13 protein-coding genes are annotated in these 15,015 nt (G+C 64.8%); 7 read left to right on the forward strand and 6 right to left on the reverse strand.

The genetic code is table 11. From position 1 onward, the window contains the following. Nucleotides 1-47: 47 nt before the first annotated feature. Nucleotides 48-1,520 (forward strand): sigma-54-dependent transcriptional regulator, encoded by a 1,473-nt coding sequence (locus GA0071312_RS15700; RefSeq protein ID WP_074445728.1) that lies wholly within the window; start codon nucleotides 48-50, stop codon nucleotides 1,518-1,520. Between the two features lie 4 nt (nucleotides 1,521-1,524). Here GA0071312_RS15700 and GA0071312_RS15705 read toward each other — a convergent pair whose 3' ends face one another. After that, a complete protein-coding gene (locus GA0071312_RS15705) occupies nucleotides 1,525-2,598 on the reverse strand; it encodes an NAD(P)/FAD-dependent oxidoreductase (protein WP_238947251.1) in 1,074 nt (357 codons plus the stop codon). 322 nt (nucleotides 2,599-2,920) lie between these two features. Here GA0071312_RS15705 and GA0071312_RS15710 point away from each other — a divergent pair, with 322 nt between their 5' ends. From GA0071312_RS15710 to GA0071312_RS15720, 4 genes are all read left to right on the forward strand, one after another. After that, nucleotides 2,921-3,574, forward strand: a complete 654-nt coding sequence (locus GA0071312_RS15710) for an AEC family transporter (RefSeq protein WP_238947252.1) — start codon at nucleotides 2,921-2,923, stop codon at nucleotides 3,572-3,574. Between the two features lie 10 nt (nucleotides 3,575-3,584). Continuing rightward, nucleotides 3,585-3,875, forward strand: coding sequence for an AEC family transporter (locus GA0071312_RS20385; RefSeq protein ID WP_238947253.1), 291 nt, complete (start codon nucleotides 3,585-3,587; stop codon nucleotides 3,873-3,875). A gap of 259 nt (nucleotides 3,876-4,134) precedes the next feature. After that, a complete protein-coding gene (locus GA0071312_RS15715; protein ID WP_074445729.1) occupies nucleotides 4,135-5,577 on the forward strand; it encodes a patatin-like phospholipase family protein in 1,443 nt (480 codons plus the stop codon). A 468-nt stretch (nucleotides 5,578-6,045) separates the two neighbouring features. Continuing rightward, nucleotides 6,046-7,014, forward strand: coding sequence for a hypothetical protein (locus tag GA0071312_RS15720; RefSeq protein WP_131817836.1), 969 nt, complete (start codon nucleotides 6,046-6,048; stop codon nucleotides 7,012-7,014). Here GA0071312_RS15720 and mutL read toward each other — a convergent pair whose 3' ends face one another. The 3 genes from mutL to GA0071312_RS15735 form a co-directional block, all read right to left on the reverse strand. After that, the gene (gene mutL / locus GA0071312_RS15725; RefSeq protein ID WP_074445731.1) at nucleotides 7,015-8,931 is read right to left on the reverse strand and encodes a DNA mismatch repair endonuclease MutL; all 1,917 of its coding nucleotides are present in this window, start codon (nucleotides 8,929-8,931) and stop codon (nucleotides 7,015-7,017) included. It abuts the gene before it with no gap. 127 nt (nucleotides 8,932-9,058) lie between these two features. Further along, nucleotides 9,059-10,033, reverse strand: a complete 975-nt coding sequence (gene acuI, locus GA0071312_RS15730; protein WP_074445732.1) for an acrylyl-CoA reductase (NADPH) — start codon at nucleotides 10,031-10,033, stop codon at nucleotides 9,059-9,061. Between the two features lie 219 nt (nucleotides 10,034-10,252). Further along, entirely contained in the window at nucleotides 10,253-10,849 is a 597-nt protein-coding gene (locus GA0071312_RS15735; RefSeq protein ID WP_131817837.1) for a hypothetical protein, read from the reverse strand. A 204-nt stretch (nucleotides 10,850-11,053) separates the two neighbouring features. On the opposite strand from GA0071312_RS15735, the gene hemH reads away from it, so the two are divergent. Then, nucleotides 11,054-12,145, forward strand: a complete 1,092-nt coding sequence (gene hemH, locus GA0071312_RS15740; protein WP_074445734.1) for a ferrochelatase — start codon at nucleotides 11,054-11,056, stop codon at nucleotides 12,143-12,145. A 25-nt stretch (nucleotides 12,146-12,170) separates the two neighbouring features. Here hemH and GA0071312_RS15745 read toward each other — a convergent pair whose 3' ends face one another. After that, nucleotides 12,171-13,118, reverse strand: a complete 948-nt coding sequence (locus tag GA0071312_RS15745) for an aldo/keto reductase (RefSeq protein WP_074445735.1) — start codon at nucleotides 13,116-13,118, stop codon at nucleotides 12,171-12,173. 249 nt (nucleotides 13,119-13,367) lie between these two features. Between GA0071312_RS15745 and GA0071312_RS15750 the strand changes: the two genes are divergently transcribed. Beyond that, entirely contained in the window at nucleotides 13,368-13,604 is a 237-nt protein-coding gene (locus GA0071312_RS15750) for a hypothetical protein (protein WP_074445736.1), read from the forward strand. Between the two features lie 9 nt (nucleotides 13,605-13,613). Here GA0071312_RS15750 and gor read toward each other — a convergent pair whose 3' ends face one another. Beyond that, entirely contained in the window at nucleotides 13,614-15,008 is a 1,395-nt protein-coding gene (gene gor, locus GA0071312_RS15755) for a glutathione-disulfide reductase (RefSeq protein ID WP_074445737.1), read from the reverse strand. Nucleotides 15,009-15,015 lie beyond the last annotated feature (7 nt).

Genomic DNA, 15,015 nt, shown 5'->3' on the forward strand with positions numbered 1-15,015 from the left:
TGCATCGAAACGAGACAATCGCACAACCGCAGCAACCGGGAGCCCCCATGCCCACCACCGTTCTGATCGTCGATGACGATCCCGTCCAGCGCCGCCTGCTGGAGGCGATGATCCGCCGGTTCGGCTACGATCCGCTGGTCGCGTCGAGCGCCGATGAGGGGCTGAACCTGCTCGCGGCAGAGGATGGCGGGCGCATCAAGGTGGTGGTGCTCGATCTCGTCATGCCCGATCTCGACGGTATCGGCATGCTGGAGCGCATGCGCGCGAATGGCAGTGAGGTGCCCGTCATCGTGCAGACCGCGCATGGCTCGATCGACACCGTCGTCTCGGCCATGCGCGCGGGCGCCATCGATTTCGTGGTCAAGCCCGTCGGCGCAGAGCGGCTCGAAGTCTCGCTGCAGAACGCGTTGCGTGTGGATGTCCTCGAGGACGAGATCCGGCGCATGCGCCGGCGCGCTTCCGGCACGCTCACCTTCAAGGATCTGGCCTCGCGCAGCACCGAGATGGGCCGTGTCATTCGTCTGGCCGAGCGCGCGGCGAAATCCAACATCCCGATCCTGATCGAGGGCGAATCCGGCGTCGGCAAGGAGGTGCTGGCCCGCGCCATCCAGGGCTCGAGCGACCGCAAGGGCAAGCCCTTCGTCACGGTGAATTGCGGTGCGATCCCCGAGAATCTGGTGGAATCGACCCTGTTCGGCCACGAGAAGGGCGCCTTTACCGGCGCCACGGAGAAACATGTCGGCAAATTCGTCGAGGCCAGCGGCGGCACGCTGTTCCTCGACGAGATCGGCGAATTGCCGCTCGATGCGCAGGTCAAGCTCCTGCGCGCGATCCAGGAGGGCGAGGTCGATCCCGTCGGCGGCAAGAAGAGCGTGCGCGTCGATATCCGCCTGATCTCCGCCACCAACAAGAGCCTGCTCGACCAGGTCAAGCAGGGGCGCTTCCGCGAGGATCTGTATTACCGCCTCAACGTCTTCCCGATGACGCTGCCGCCCCTGCGCCAGCGCCGCGAAGACATCCCCGAACTCGCCGCAGGATTCGTCGTGCGCTTCGCGGCCGAGGAGGGCAAACGCATCCGTCGGGTGGCGCCGCAGGCGATGGAACTGTTGCAGAGTTATTCCTGGCCCGGCAACGTGCGCCAGCTCGAAAACGCCATGTTCCGCGCCGTGGTCCTCTGTGATGGCGACGAGCTCACCGTCTCGGAATTTCCCCAGATCGCGGCCCAGATGGACGGCTACGGCGTCGAGATCCCCCCGGCCCCGGTCTTTTCCGAAACCGGCACGGCGGAGGCGCCGGCGCGGGAGATCGTGCGCGTCGAGATGCGCGATCCCAACGCGCTCCCGCTCATCGACGACGAGGGCGACATCAAGACGCTCGACAACCTCGAAGCCGAGATCATCCGCTTCGCCCTGCGCCATTACCGCGGCCACATGTCGGAAGTCTCGCGCCGCCTCGGCATCGGGCGCTCGACGCTCTACCGCAAGCTCAAGGAATACGGGCTCGAAGACGAGGCGGCCTGACCCTTCAGGCCACGCCGAGTTTTTTATGCAGGCTCGGTGACGAGGTGGAATGCTCGAAGGTGAGCCGCTTGTCGGGATGCACGTAGCGGTGCACCTTCTGCGCCGCGAGCGCACCCTCGTGGAAGCCCGAGAGGATCAGCTTCAGCTTGCCCGGATAGGTGTTGATGTCGCCGATGGCGAAGATGCCCGGCGACGAGGTCTCGAATTGCTCGGTATCGACCGGGATCAGTTGCTGATCGAGATCGAGCCCCCAATCGGCGATGGGGCCGAGCTTCATCGACAGGCCGAAGAACGGCAGCAGCGTGTCGCAGGGGATCTCGAAGCTGGCGCCGTCATCGCGGCGCGCCACGACCGCCTCGAGATTCGGCGCATCCCCCTTCAACCCGGTGATCTGGCCAAGATGGAAATCCATCGCCCCGGTCTCGACCAGCGCGCGCATCTTGTTGACGCTGTCGGGGGCGGCGCGGAAGGCGTCGCGGCGATGCATCAGGGCAAGCCGCGAGACGACGGGCTGGAGGTTGACCGCCCAGTCCAGCGCCGAATCGCCACCACCGACGATCAGCACGTTGCGCCCACGAAAGCGCTCGATCTCGCGCACGGCATAGAACACGCTGACATCCTCGAATTCCGCGATCTTCGGAACCGGCGGCTTGCGCGGCACGAAGGAACCGCCGCCAGCGGCGATCACCACGGCCTTGCAGTGAAACACCTTCCCCGCATCGGTCTCGACGCGAAAACGCGGCGCCTCGGCGCTGCCGAGCGCTTCGACAGCGCAGACCATCTCGCCGAGATGGAAGCCGGGCTCGAAGGGCGCGATCTGCTGCATCAGATTGTCGATCAGCCCCTGCCCCGTGACCACCGGGAAGGCGGGAATGTCATAGATCGGCTTCTCGGGATAGAGTTCCGCGCATTGCCCGCCGATCTTGGGCAGGATGTCGATCACATGCGCCTCGATATCGAGCAGACCGAGCTCGAACACGGCGAAGAGGCCGACAGGCCCCGCCCCGATGATCACCACATCCGTCTCGATCGGCGCAGCCGCCTCACCCTGCATGCCGAGCCCCGCATCTCCGCTCATCCGGCCACCCTCACATCCCGCCGCGCCATCACATGCGCCCGCTTCGGGGGATGAAGTGGCGGATCAGGCGGATAATTGCAAGCGGGTGCGATGCCGCGCCGGTCGCGGGTGGATGGGCGGCAAGAGGGGCCTATGGGGCTTCGCGAATGCAATTGTGAGATGAGACGATCGTACTTCAAGGAGATAAATGCGCCATTCAAGATTGAATTCAATCCGAATTTCGGAATAATATATATTTTAAATAGCATTTTTATAATCAAGCTATTTATAGTTATTATTCTGCTTGTTTGCGCGATTCGCTGCCCACATTTTCGGATACCACGTGCTTGATTTCGTTCTCCCGATCTTCGCCGTCATTCTGACGGGATACCTTTTCGCCCGCACCCGCGTCATCGACAAGGCGGGGACGCGGCTCCTCAACGATTACGTGCTTTTCGTCGCCCTGCCCGCCCTGCTCTTCATCGCGGTTGCGCGCGCCGACCCGGCGGAATTGCGCCAGTGGGATTTCATGGGCGCGACCCTGATCGGGATCGCGGTTGCCTTCATCGCCGGTCTCGCCGCCATCCGCGCGACCGGTGTGCGCTGGCCGGCGGCGACAATTCCCGCCATGGCGGCTTCCTATGGCACGACCGGATATATGGGCGTCCCACTGGTCATCGCCGTTCTGGGTGCGCCAGCTGCGGTGCCGGCTGCGATCGCGACGATCCTGCACAACATTCCCGTCATCATCGCCGTAATTCTCGCACATGACCTGTTCGCGCAGCGCAACGGCGGCGGAGGGGGCCTCGCAGCGATCGGGGGCGCCTTGAAGACGACACTGACCAATCCGTTGACCGTCGCCGTCGTCGCGGGCGCCATCGTCTCGATCACGGGCATGCCCCTGCCGGAAGGCGTTGCACGTTTTGCCGATTTCCTCGGCGCGGCGGCGGGGCGCCTCGGCCCTTTTCGCCCTCGGGCTCGGCCTCGCCCAGCTTGATGCGGCGAAATTGCGCGATCTCGGGCGCGTCTTCGCGATTCTGCCCCTGATCGCCATCAAGGTCCTGATGCAGCCGCTCGTGACCCTGCTCGCGGGGCTCTATCTGTTCGGGATGGAGCTGCGCGATCTCTGGTTTGTCTGCGCGGTGGTCATGGCCGCCCAGCCGATCGGCGCGGGTGTCTTTGTCTTCGCGGCGAAATACGATTATTTCGAAGACGAGACGACCATCGCGATCATCGCCTCGCTGCTCGTCACTCTGATCAGCCTGCCGCTGCTGCTGGCCTGGCTGGTCGTCGCGTGAGGGTGCGCAAAGGCAGGTTGCCGGGGTCACCATCGCCCCGGTGCGGCACGCTGGCAACGCGCGACCGCCGGATGTCGCCGGGCGTCCCGGCGGCGCTTTACCGCCATCACCATCCTGCGTAAGAATTGCGCCGGATAGTCGCTCCGATTCCCGGGATGCGGCGTGCCGGTGGGTATCGGGGGCGGATTTGCCGGGTCATTCCTTGCATGGATACGGGCTGAGACCCTCTGCATCCGGCGCGGTTGCGCGATCAGGCCGCATGGCGAAGCCCCTGTCGCGCCTCATCGGCTGCCTCGCCCTGATGCTCGCGATCAGCGGCTGCGCGACCCGCGATACCGGGCCGATCAACGTCTTCACCCCGCAGGTGACGCAGGTCTCGTCGCATTTCATCAATGATTTCGGCGATGACGGCGCGCTTGTCGTCGGCGTCTCCTTCTCCGGGGGCGGGATGCGCGCGGCGGCTTTCGCGCATGGCGTGTTGAGCGCCCTCGACGAGACGGTGATCGACGAGGAGCCGCGCCGGCGCAAGGTGACCGACAGTATCCGCATGGTCTCGGGCACCTCCGGCGGAGCCGTAACGGCAGCCTATTTCGGCTATCGCGGACCGGGCGAATTCCACGATTTCCGTGAGCGGTTTCTCGCACAGGACGTCGAGGCCACTCTGCGCACCAGCATGGCCGCGCCGGGCAACCTGATCCGCGCCTGGCAAGGCGGCGTGAACGACCGCAGCGGCTTCGCCGACTGGCTCGACGGCAACCTGTTCGACGGCACGACCTATGCGCATTTCAACCATGATCGCGCGCCGGAAATCTGGCTGACAGCCTCGGATATCTATAACGGCGTGCCTTTCATCTTCACCCATGACACCTTCGCCGCCCTGTGCAGCGACCTCGACCAGGTGCGCATCGCTGATGCGGTCGCCGCCTCCGCCGCCTTCCCCGTCGCCTTCGCGCCGATCGACGTCGCGGCGAACGGTCCGGATTGCGGTTATGCCAGGCCGTCCTGGCTCACCCGCGCCATCGACGATCCCCACGCCTCGCTGCGGCTGCGGGCGCATGCCGAGGCGCTGGGCACATACCGCGAGGATGACCGGCTTGCGACGGTGCGCCTTCTCGATGGCGGGCTGACCGACAATATCGGCGTGACCGGGTTCGCGCTGGAACGCGCGAGCGCCGATACGCCCTTCGGGCCGCTGACGGCGGAGCAGGCGGTGAAGCTGCAAAAGCTGCTCTTCATCGTCACGGATGCCGGCAAGGCACCGGCGCCGGAATGGGGCATGCGCGAGCGCGGGCCCGGCCTCGCCGAGCTCGTCCCAGCCCTGTCGCATACCGCGATCAGCTCATCCGTGCGCAAGGGTTTCGATGCGCTGGCCATGGCCGTGCGCGCGTGGCAGGAGGAGATCATCCACTTCCGATGCAGCCTGTCCGCACGCGAGGTCGCGCGTCTGCGCGGCAGCGCGGCGGGGTGGGATTGCCGTGACGTGAGCATCACCGTCGAACTGCTCTCCTTCCGCGATTTCGAACCGGAATATCAGCAGGAGCTCAACCGCGTGCCGACGCGCCTGACCCTCGATGCAAGGCAGGTCGATCTCGTCGTCGAAGCCGGGCGCCGGGCCGTGCGCGAAAACGCGGCGATCAGCGAAGCCGTCACCCGGATCCGCAGAAGCGCGGGCGTCCGGGGGGCGCCCTGGCCGGGATACTGAATCACAGACTTGAAAATATTCCTATGATGCCTAACTGTCCCGAGCAATGCATGCAAAGGACATGATATGAGCCGAGATACGACCTCTGATGCTCACCACTGGGCGGGCTTGCGCCTGAAATCCGAGATCGCCGGAATCACGGCGCGCCTTGCCCTCTCGCGGTTGACGGCGAGTCTGCGCGAAACCGGGCCGGACCACGCAAACGACGCGACCGCCGATCCGTTACTCCCCAAACACTGGCGCACGCAGCCGCGCGTTCCGGCGGGGTCTCCCGATGGCGGACAATGGACATCCGGCGGTGGTGGCGGCGGGGCGCGTGTGGAGCGTGTGAGTCGCACGCCGCGCCGGAACAATCCGCAGAATCGTGGCACGGCGCCGCGAAACCAGATCGTCATGCATCAGGGAAGGCGGATCGAGGTCACGCGTCAGGAATACATCGCCTATCACAGCAGCGCGCGGCGCGCGAACATGCTGACGGATCTGGTCCGCAAATATGACCCGAACTGGCGCCCGAACCCGTCGATCTCGCAGGGACTTCCGGGCGCCATCCGCGACCAGCAATATCGCGGCGACCAGGCTTTGCAACGCCTCCAGGAACTGCGCCCGGTCTTCTTGCGGGAGCAGAACATCAACCATATCCTCTACCCGTTGGGCAGGCCGGTTGGCCACGTCCATGGCACACGCGATGCGAATATCAGGACCGTCAATCGCAGCCAGTTCACACAGCTTCTGGCGCAGTTGACACGCGGCGCGCGCCGGATCGAAGCGCCGATGGGCCGGGGCGAGGTCTATATCAGGCCGGACGGCGTCTCGGTGAATGTGCGCTACAGCCGGGGAAGCAATGGCCTGACGCTCGATATAGGCTGGCCAGGAGGTGCATCTGGAAGAATCCATAAAGTACATTTCCAAAGTCGCATTGACTGGAAGGGCTTCGAATTCATGCAGAAGAACCAACTCTTTCCGGAATATTCTGACGTGCAGCATGCACTCATTCGGCATCACGCTGTAAAAATGGTCACTTTCGGCAAAATGACAAAAATGATCTACGACGATTCCATGAATTTCAGGGAGTATATACGTATGAAAATTGGAGACTGGGAAGGCGGATTTCCCAATGATATCCATCATCTAAACCATGATCTCGCAACAAACTTCGGATTCGAAGGCCAAGAGCTCGTCGAGGCCAAGCTCTACCTGCTCACCGTCCTGATCGGCCACGGCATGGTGCCGATGACCTATGGCTATGGGGATTACGAATATGATCCGGAATATGCCTATGGCGAAAACCCGCAGGAGATCATCGACAATCTGCATGCCGATTGGTGCGCGCGCGAGCTCGACACGCCGGACATGCCGGCGCTGATGCTCGGATGGGAGCGCGAATGCGGCGGGTTTTATCCGGATGAGGAGGAGGCGAACGGAACCGCCGGCGCCTGATCACCGCCGCCCGAACAGGCGCTCGATATCGCTGCGTTTGAGCGCGACATAGGTGGGGCGGCCGTGGTTGCACTGGCCGGAGAGCGGCGTCGCCTCCATTTCCCGCAGGAGCGCATCCATCTCCTGCGGGCGCAGACGGCGCCCGGCGCGGATCGAGCCGTGGCATGAGATGCGCGAAAGCACCGCATCGAGCCGGCGCGTCAGCGGCGCCGCCTCGCCGGTCTCGGCCAGCGCATCGGCAACGTCGCGCACAAGCGCCGCGAGATCGCCCTCGGCGAGCGCGGCGGGCACCTCGCGCAGCGCAACCGCATCCGGCCCGAATGGTTCGAGCACGAGGCCGAGCTGGGCCAGCGCCTCCCCCGCATCGCCCAGACGTGCGGCATCCAGCGGATCAAGCTCGACGATCTCGGGGATGAGCAGGATCTGCCGCGCGATGCCGCTTTGCGCCCGCTCGCGCTTGAGCCGTTCATAAACGAGCCGCTCATGCGCGGCATGCTGGTCGACGATGACGATGCCGTCGCGGGTCTGCGAGACGATATAGGTCTCGTGCAGCTGGGCGCGCGCGGCGCCGAGCGGATAGGCCTCGCGGGCGGGCTCCCCGGCATCCTCCCCGGCGCGCTCCCCGGCTTCGGGATTCGACCCGACGACATCCACCTGCCGACCATCCGCCCCCGGGGCGAAGGCCTCGAAAGCCGCCTGCCCGGCCTCGGCGAAGCCGCCCGCCTCATATCCCTGAAAGCCTTCATGCGGCGCCTGCCAGCTATCGGCGAGCGCGGCGTCGCGCGATGGTCGCGGCGGCGGGGTGAAGCCGCGCGCGCCGTATCCGCCGTATCCGCCGCCGTATCCTCCAACATGCGCCCGCATCGCCCCGAGCATCTCCGTCCCGCCTGTCGTCGCCGCGCGATGACCGGCGCGGGCGAGCGCATCGCGAATTGCGGAGACGATGAGGGAGCGGATCAGCCCCGGTTCGCGGAAGCGGACCTCGGTCTTGGCCGGATGGACATTGACGTCGACGATGGCGGGATCGCAGGTGATGAACAAAGCCAGCACGGGATGGCGATCAGAGGCCATCACATCCGCATAACCGCCACGCACCGCCGAAAGCAGCAGCTTGTCGCGCACCGGGCGGCCATTGACGACGAAATGGATCTGCGCGCCATTGCCGCGATGATAGGTCGGCAGGCCGATCATCCCAGCGAGCGCAAATCCCTCGCGTGCGGCATCGACGGCAATGGCATTGTCGGGGAAATCGCGCCCCAGCACCCGCCCGAGGCGGCGCGTCAGGCCGTTCCCGTTGCCGTCGCGATCCCCCTCCTCCGCCGGCCAGGTGAAATCGGTCAGATGCTCGCCGGTGAGTGAGAAGCGTATCTGCGGATGCGCCACGGCGAGGCGGCGGACCACCTCCGCCACCGCCTGCGCCTCGGCGCGATCGCTCTTGAGGAATTTGAGCCGCGCCGGCGTGGCCATGAACAGATCTGCCACCTCGATCCGCGTGCCGGGCATAGCGGAAGCCGGGCGCGGCTCGCCGCGTGTGCCGGCATCAACCTGAAGCATCAGCCCGCTTGGCGCATCGGCGCGGCGGGTGGTGATGCTGAGCCGGCTCACTGCCGCGATCGAGGGCAGCGCCTCGCCGCGAAAGCCGAGCGTGCGGATATCGGAGAGGTTGCCCTCGGGCAGTTTGGAGGTGGCGTGGCGCTCTACTGCGAGCACGAGATCGCCCGCGTCCATGCCGCGCCCGTCATCGGTGACGCGGATCAGGCGCCGCCCGCCATCGCCGATCTCGACCGCAATGCTGCGCGCGCCGGCATCGATGGCGTTCTCGACGAGTTCCTTCACCGCCGAAGCCGGGCGCTCCACAACTTCGCCGGCGGCGATGCGGTCGATCAGGACGGGATCGAGGCGGCGGATGACGCTCATGCTGTGGCGGTCTCGACGAATGACGGGACCGGGCGCCCATGACGCCCGATTCGCAAGGTCTCAGCATAAGCCGTCCGCGCGCGCGATACATCCCCGCGCGCGGATCCGGCACCGGCTGTCAACAGCCTCAGATCGTGACGATGACCCGCCCGCGGATCTTGCCGGCGACAATGTCGGGGGCGCGGTCGATGACCTCGTCGAGGCCGATCGTCGTCGCCATCGCTTCGAGCGCGCCGGCATCGAGATCATGCGCGAGCCGCGTCCAGGCCGCGCGGCGGCGCGCGATCGGGCACATCACCGAATCGACACCCAGAAGCGCGACACCGCGCAGGATGAACGGGGCGACGCTCGACGGCAGATCCATGCCGCCCGCGAGCCCGCAAGCGGCGACGGCCCCGCCATAGCGCGTCATCGAGAGCACGTTCGCGAGCGTTGTCGAGCCCACTGAATCGACGCCCGCGATCCAGCGCTCCTTGCCGAGCGGGCGCGGCTTCTGCGAAAGCTCCTCGCGATCGATGACGCTCGTCGCGCCGAGGCCTTTCAGATAATCCGCTTCACTCACCCGGCCCGTCGAGGCGATCACCTCCCAGCCGGCCCTGGCCAGCAGCGCGATGGCCACCGAGCCGACGCCGCCGGCGGCACCGGTCACCACGACCGGACCCTGATCCGGCGTGAGCCCGTGCTGTTCGAGCGCCATCACGCACAGCATCGCCGTATAGCCGGCAGTGCCGATCGCCATGGCCTGGGCCGGGGTCATGCCCTCGGGCAGGCGCACCAGCCAGTCGCCCTTGACCCGCGCCATCTCGGCATAGCCGCCCAGATGCGTCTCGCCGAGCCCCCAGCCGTTGAGGATGACCGCGTCACCCGGCTTGAATTCGGGATGGTCGGATTGCTCGACGATCCCGGCGAAATCGATCCCCGCGATCATCGGGAACCGGCGCACCACCGGCGCCTTGCCGGTCACGGCGAGGCCGTCCTTGTAATTGAGCGTGGAATGGCTGACGCGTACGGTGACGTCGCCCTCCATCAATTCGCTCTGTGGAAAATCTTTCAAAGCCGTGCTGGTGCCGGCTTCAGTCTTTTCAATGACGATCGCCTTCATGCGTCCCTCCGGATGTTTCGCCGGAAGGTCTCACGGTTTGGCCGTGCGGTGCAAGATGGTGGGCGCCGCGCTGGGCGCGCAAGCGGATAGTGCATTGCCCCGCATAGCCAGGATGACCCCACCGATCATCGCAATGCCCCCGAAACAGCACAACCGACAGCGATCGAGACGCTGCCGGCTGCGACGGGATGAAGCAACCCCGGCATAGAAGCGCGTCGGTCAGATCGCGTTGTCGCGACGCGTCGGATCTCTGTAATTCGCTGCGCCCTCCAGCATGCGATCGACGAATGCGGGGCTGAAATGTTCCTTCAGGCGCGGACCGATATCAGTGGGGGGATGATAAGTCGGAAAGCCGCCACCCTCGTTCGGCGCGAACGGATAACCCGCGATGATCCCGGCAAGAACGGCAAGCGTGCGGTCATCCTCGCGCAGATAGGCGTTGCCGCTGTTGTCGACAGGAATACCAGCTTCCTGCAGGGTTTTCACCACATCAAACGCGTACTCCTGAACCCGTGAGTTCAGCGCCGACGGGTCATCGCGGCGCACAGCGAGCATGACCTGTTCGAAGTCACCCGCACGCATCTCCGGAAGCAACGTCCCCACGAGACTCACCGGCACAGCCGGGCCGTCGGACTTGACGCCTCCGACGCCCTGCAGCGCGCTGGCGAAGGCCTGATCCGTGGCAGCCGTCTTGGGCTGCGCAACAGGATTGGTCTGGAGGTTCGAAACCGGATTGGAAAGACCTGCAATCATATTTGAAAACTCCTTACACGGAAAATCGCGTGCACAAATAACATTATTAACTATATATATCAAATATAATTTCTAATGATGTATACATATTTATAATATAGAAAAACCTTATTCTGGAGCCATGCCGCCGAACCGGCATGCCTGCCGGAATGCCCGAGCCGGGCCTTTTCCAGTCGCGATGCTTTCCAGACAGCCACAAAAGCCCTATCTCTCGCGCAGCGCCCGGAAACCGTGCCCAGAGCGATTGCAGAACCGAAGAAGAGCATCATGAATCAAGCCGTCAAACCCGCCGCCCTCGCCGTTGACCCCGCGCGCGAAGCGGAGTACCGCGCCATCCGCCTGCCGGAGGATCATCCGCCGGTGAAGGCCGGACGAGTCGGTGTTCTCCTGATGAATCTCGGCACGCCCGAGGCGACGGATTACTGGTCGATGCGCGCCTATCTGAAGGAATTCCTCTCCGACCAGCGTGTGATCGAGACCTCGCGCTGGCTCTGGTGGCCGATCCTCAATCTGATCATCCTGCAGACGCGCCCCAAGAAGAAGGGTCGCGACTACGATACGATCTGGAATCACGAGAAGAACGAAGGCCCGCTCAAGACCATCACCCGCGCCCAGGCCGAGCAGACGATGGCTGCACTCAGGGACGAATTCGGCGATCGCATCAGCGTCGACTGGGCCATGCGCTACGGCAAGCCCCCGGTAAAGGACGCGCTCGAGAAGCTCCTCGCCGAGGGCTGCGACCGGATCCTGCTGGTGCCGCTCTACCCGCAATATTCCGCTGCGACCTCCGCCACCGCCTGCGACAAGGCCTTTGAGGCACTGATGCAGATGCGCTGGCAGCCGAGCGTGCGCGTGGCGCCGCCCTATCACGACGATCCGGTCTATATCGACGCGCTCGCCGATTCGATGCAGGCGTCGCTCGCCAAGCTCGATTTCGAGCCCGACGTGATCCTCACCTCGTTCCACGGGGTGCCGAAATCCTATCTGATGAAGGGCGACCCCTATCATTGCCAATGCGCCAAGACCTCGCGCCTGTTGCGTGAGCGCATGGGCTGGTCGGCGGATCGCTGGAAGCTGACCTTCCAGTCGCGTTTCGGGCCCGAGGAGTGGCTGCAGCCCTATACCGACGAGACGGTGAAGGGGCTCGCCGAGAGCGGCGTGAAGAAGATCGCCCTCGTCGCCCCCGGCTTCTCCGCCGATTGCCTGGAGACGCTCGAAGAGCTCGACGGCGAGAACCGCGAGATCTTCATGGAGCACGGCGGCGAGCAATTCGCCTATCTGCCCTGCCTCAATGACAGCACCGAGGGCATGCGCGTGATCGAACACATCGTGCGGCGCGAATTGCAGGGTTGGCTCTGAGCTGACCGAAGCGACCGGCGGCGCCTCAGGCGCTCGCCGCGTCGAGCTTCACCATCACCTCCGAGGGAAGCTTGACGGAGAGCGCACCGACGAGTTGCGCCAGCTGATCAAGGCTGGTGGCACTCGCGATCGGCGCGGCGACGGTGGGGCGCGCCATCAGCCATGCCAGCGCGACCTGCGCGGGTTTGATGTCCAGATCCGCCGCGACGCTGTCGACCGCGTCGAGAATGCGAAAGCCGCGTTCATTGACGTAGCGCCCGGCCCGCGCCGCCCGCGCCCGCCCTGCGAGATCGGATTCGGAGCGGTATTTCCCGGTAAGGAAGCCGGCGGCGAGGGAGAAATACGGGATCACGCCGATCTGTTCCTTGGCGCAGAGCGGCGCGAAGGTGCTTTCGAAAGTCTGGCGTTCGCAAAGATTGTATTCCGGCTGCAGCGTCTCGTAACGCGGCAACCCCTGCTCATGCGACGTCGTGAGCGATTCCTGCAGGCGTTCGCTGCGCATGTTCGAGGCGCCGATCACCCGCACCTTCCCTGCCTTGACCAGTGAGTGATAGGCCTCCAGCGTCTCGGCAACGGGGGTGTTCTCATCGTCGAAATGGGTCTGGTAGAGATCGATGTAATCGGTGCGCAACCGGCGCAGCGAATCCTCGACGCCGCTGATGATCCGCTCCCGTGAGAGCCCCTGGCGCCCGGGGCCCATGTCGCAGCCGATCTTGGTGGCCAGCACGACCTTGTCACGGTTGCCGCGGGCGGCGAACCATTCGCCGAGGATCGTCTCCGATTCACCGCCCTGATGCCCCTCCACCCAGCGCGAATAGCCGTCGGCCGTATCGACGAAATTGCAGCCTGCATCGAGGAAGGCGTCCAGCAGGCGCAACGAAGTCGCGCGATCGGCGGTCCAGCCGAAGACGTTGCCGCCGAAACAAAGAGGCGTGACGACGAGATCGGAACGACCGAGGCGGCGTTGTTGCATGACGGACTCCCAGCAGACGAAGCAATGACTCGCTGTGGAGCATAGTGCCTTTGCGCGCGAACGCCATCGGGGCATTTTCCAAGCTGCAGGCGCATGGATACCCGCCTTCGCCCCAGGCGCGTATCGCAATCACGATTTCGACAACTTTTTGTCACGCCCGCGCCGGACACGGAGCCGAACATTGCAATGAAGACGTGCGGCTGATTCGCGTCACGCCCGTCAAAGCGGCTCGAATTCGGGAAACGCCGTATGAGCGAGGAACCGTTACGCTTCTGCCTTACCTGCCGTGCTGCGGTCGTGCTGGTCCTCGCCGGCGGCATTGCGCTCACGGCCAACGGGCTCGGTTACACGCTGGAGCAGGCGAATACCGGCAGCGCCATCATGGTAGAGGCCGAGCCGATCATGCTGTTCGAGACTGAATCGAGCCGCTCGACCGGTTCATATGCACCGCATTTTACCGAGACGGAGGCCCATGGCGAGATCTGAGCGGGCGCGTCATAGCACCCCCGCCTTGCTGCCGTCATAGACGGCATACGGTTCGCGCATTGTGACGAGCTCCTCGGCGGCGCTGGGATGCACTGCGATGGTACGGTCGAAATCGGCCTTCGTCGCGCCCATGGTCACGGCGACACCGGCGAGCTGGATCATCTCGCCCGAATCCGGGCCAAGCAGATGCACGCCGAGCACCTTGTCTGTCTCGGCATCCACGATGATCTTCATGAAGACGCGCTCTTCCCGACCCGAAAGCGTCGCGCGCATGGCCCGGAACGCCGCCTGGTAGACCGCGACCCTCTCGAAACGCAGGCGCGCGGCAGTCTCGGTCAGGCCGACCGTGCCGATTTCCGGCGTCGAAAAGACGGCGGTGGGGATCAGGCTGTGATCGACATGCGCATCCTTGCCACCGAATTCGGTATCGGCGAAGGCATGACCCTCGCGGATCGCGACCGGGGTCAGATTGGCGCGATTCGTCACATCGCCGATCGCATAGATCGACGGAATCTCGCTGCGCGAATAGGCATCCACCACGATCGCGCCGAGCTCATCGCACAGCACACCGGCATTCTCGAGGCCGAGCCCTTTCGTTGCCGGCACGCGACCCGTGGCGAGAAGCACCTGATCATAATGCCCCGCGCTCCCATCGGAAAAGCTGACGACACGCGTGCCGTCTTCCTGCTTCTCGATCCGCAGCGGCGTCGTGGAATATTTCACCTCGATCCCGCGTGCTGCGTAAGCCTCACCGAGGCGGGTGCGCAGATCGTCGTCGAAACCACGCAAAAGCTTGTCGCCACGGTGGACGAGCGTCGTCTTCGAGCCGAGCCCGGCGAATATCCCGGCGAATTCCACCGCGATATAACCCGCTCCGATGACCAGGACCCGCTCCGGCTGCTGCGGCAGATCGAAGACCTCGTTCGAGGTGATGGTATGCTCCATCCCCGGAATGGCGGGCTGCATGGCGGGCGCAGCGCCGACTGCGACGAGAATACGCTTCGCGCGCAGGGTCTCGCCGGTTGCCAGAAGACGCACGGTCTGCGCATCGACGATCTCGGCGCGGCTCTCGACAAGTTCCACACCGGCCCGATCCAGATTGGCGCGATAGGCCCCCTCCAGGCGATCGATCTCGCGGTTCTTGGCGGCGATCAGGGCCGACCAGTCGAAGCTGCTCTCACCGACATTCCAGCCGAAACCGGCGGCGTCGGTGAAATCATCGGAGAAGCGCGAGGCGATCACCATCAGCTTCTTGGGGACGCAGCCGCGGATCACGCAGGTGCCGCCGACGCGGTACTCCTCCGCGATCATGACGCGGGCGCCGTAGCCGGCTGCGATGCGCGCCGCACGCACTCCGCCCGAACCGGCTCCGATCACGAAGAGATCAACGTCGAAATCGCTCATCCTGCCT

The sequence above is a fragment of the Saliniramus fredricksonii genome (genome assembly GCF_900094735.1).
Lineage (GTDB): Bacteria > Pseudomonadota > Alphaproteobacteria > Rhizobiales > Beijerinckiaceae > Saliniramus > Saliniramus fredricksonii.

Excerpts from the sequence above, each read along its gene's own strand:
- hemH (WP_074445734.1), top strand. The coding sequence starts at position 11,054 with ATGAATCAAGCCGTCAAACCCGCCGCCCTCGCCGTTGACCCCGCGCGC.
- GA0071312_RS15715 (WP_074445729.1), top strand. The coding sequence starts at position 4,135 with ATGGCGAAGCCCCTGTCGCGCCTCATCGGCTGCCTCGCCCTGATGCTC.
- GA0071312_RS15720 (WP_131817836.1), top strand. The coding sequence starts at position 6,046 with ATGCTGACGGATCTGGTCCGCAAATATGACCCGAACTGGCGCCCGAAC.
- GA0071312_RS15700 (WP_074445728.1), top strand. The coding sequence starts at position 48 with ATGCCCACCACCGTTCTGATCGTCGATGACGATCCCGTCCAGCGCCGC.
- acuI (WP_074445732.1), bottom strand. The coding sequence starts at position 10,033 with ATGAAGGCGATCGTCATTGAAAAGACTGAAGCCGGCACCAGCACGGCT.
- GA0071312_RS15705 (WP_238947251.1), bottom strand. The coding sequence starts at position 2,598 with ATGAGCGGAGATGCGGGGCTCGGCATGCAGGGTGAGGCGGCTGCGCCG.
- GA0071312_RS15745 (WP_074445735.1), bottom strand. The coding sequence starts at position 13,118 with ATGCAACAACGCCGCCTCGGTCGTTCCGATCTCGTCGTCACGCCTCTT.
- GA0071312_RS15750 (WP_074445736.1), top strand. The coding sequence starts at position 13,368 with ATGAGCGAGGAACCGTTACGCTTCTGCCTTACCTGCCGTGCTGCGGTC.
- mutL (WP_074445731.1), bottom strand. The coding sequence starts at position 8,931 with ATGAGCGTCATCCGCCGCCTCGATCCCGTCCTGATCGACCGCATCGCC.
- gor (WP_074445737.1), bottom strand. The coding sequence starts at position 15,008 with ATGAGCGATTTCGACGTTGATCTCTTCGTGATCGGAGCCGGTTCGGGC.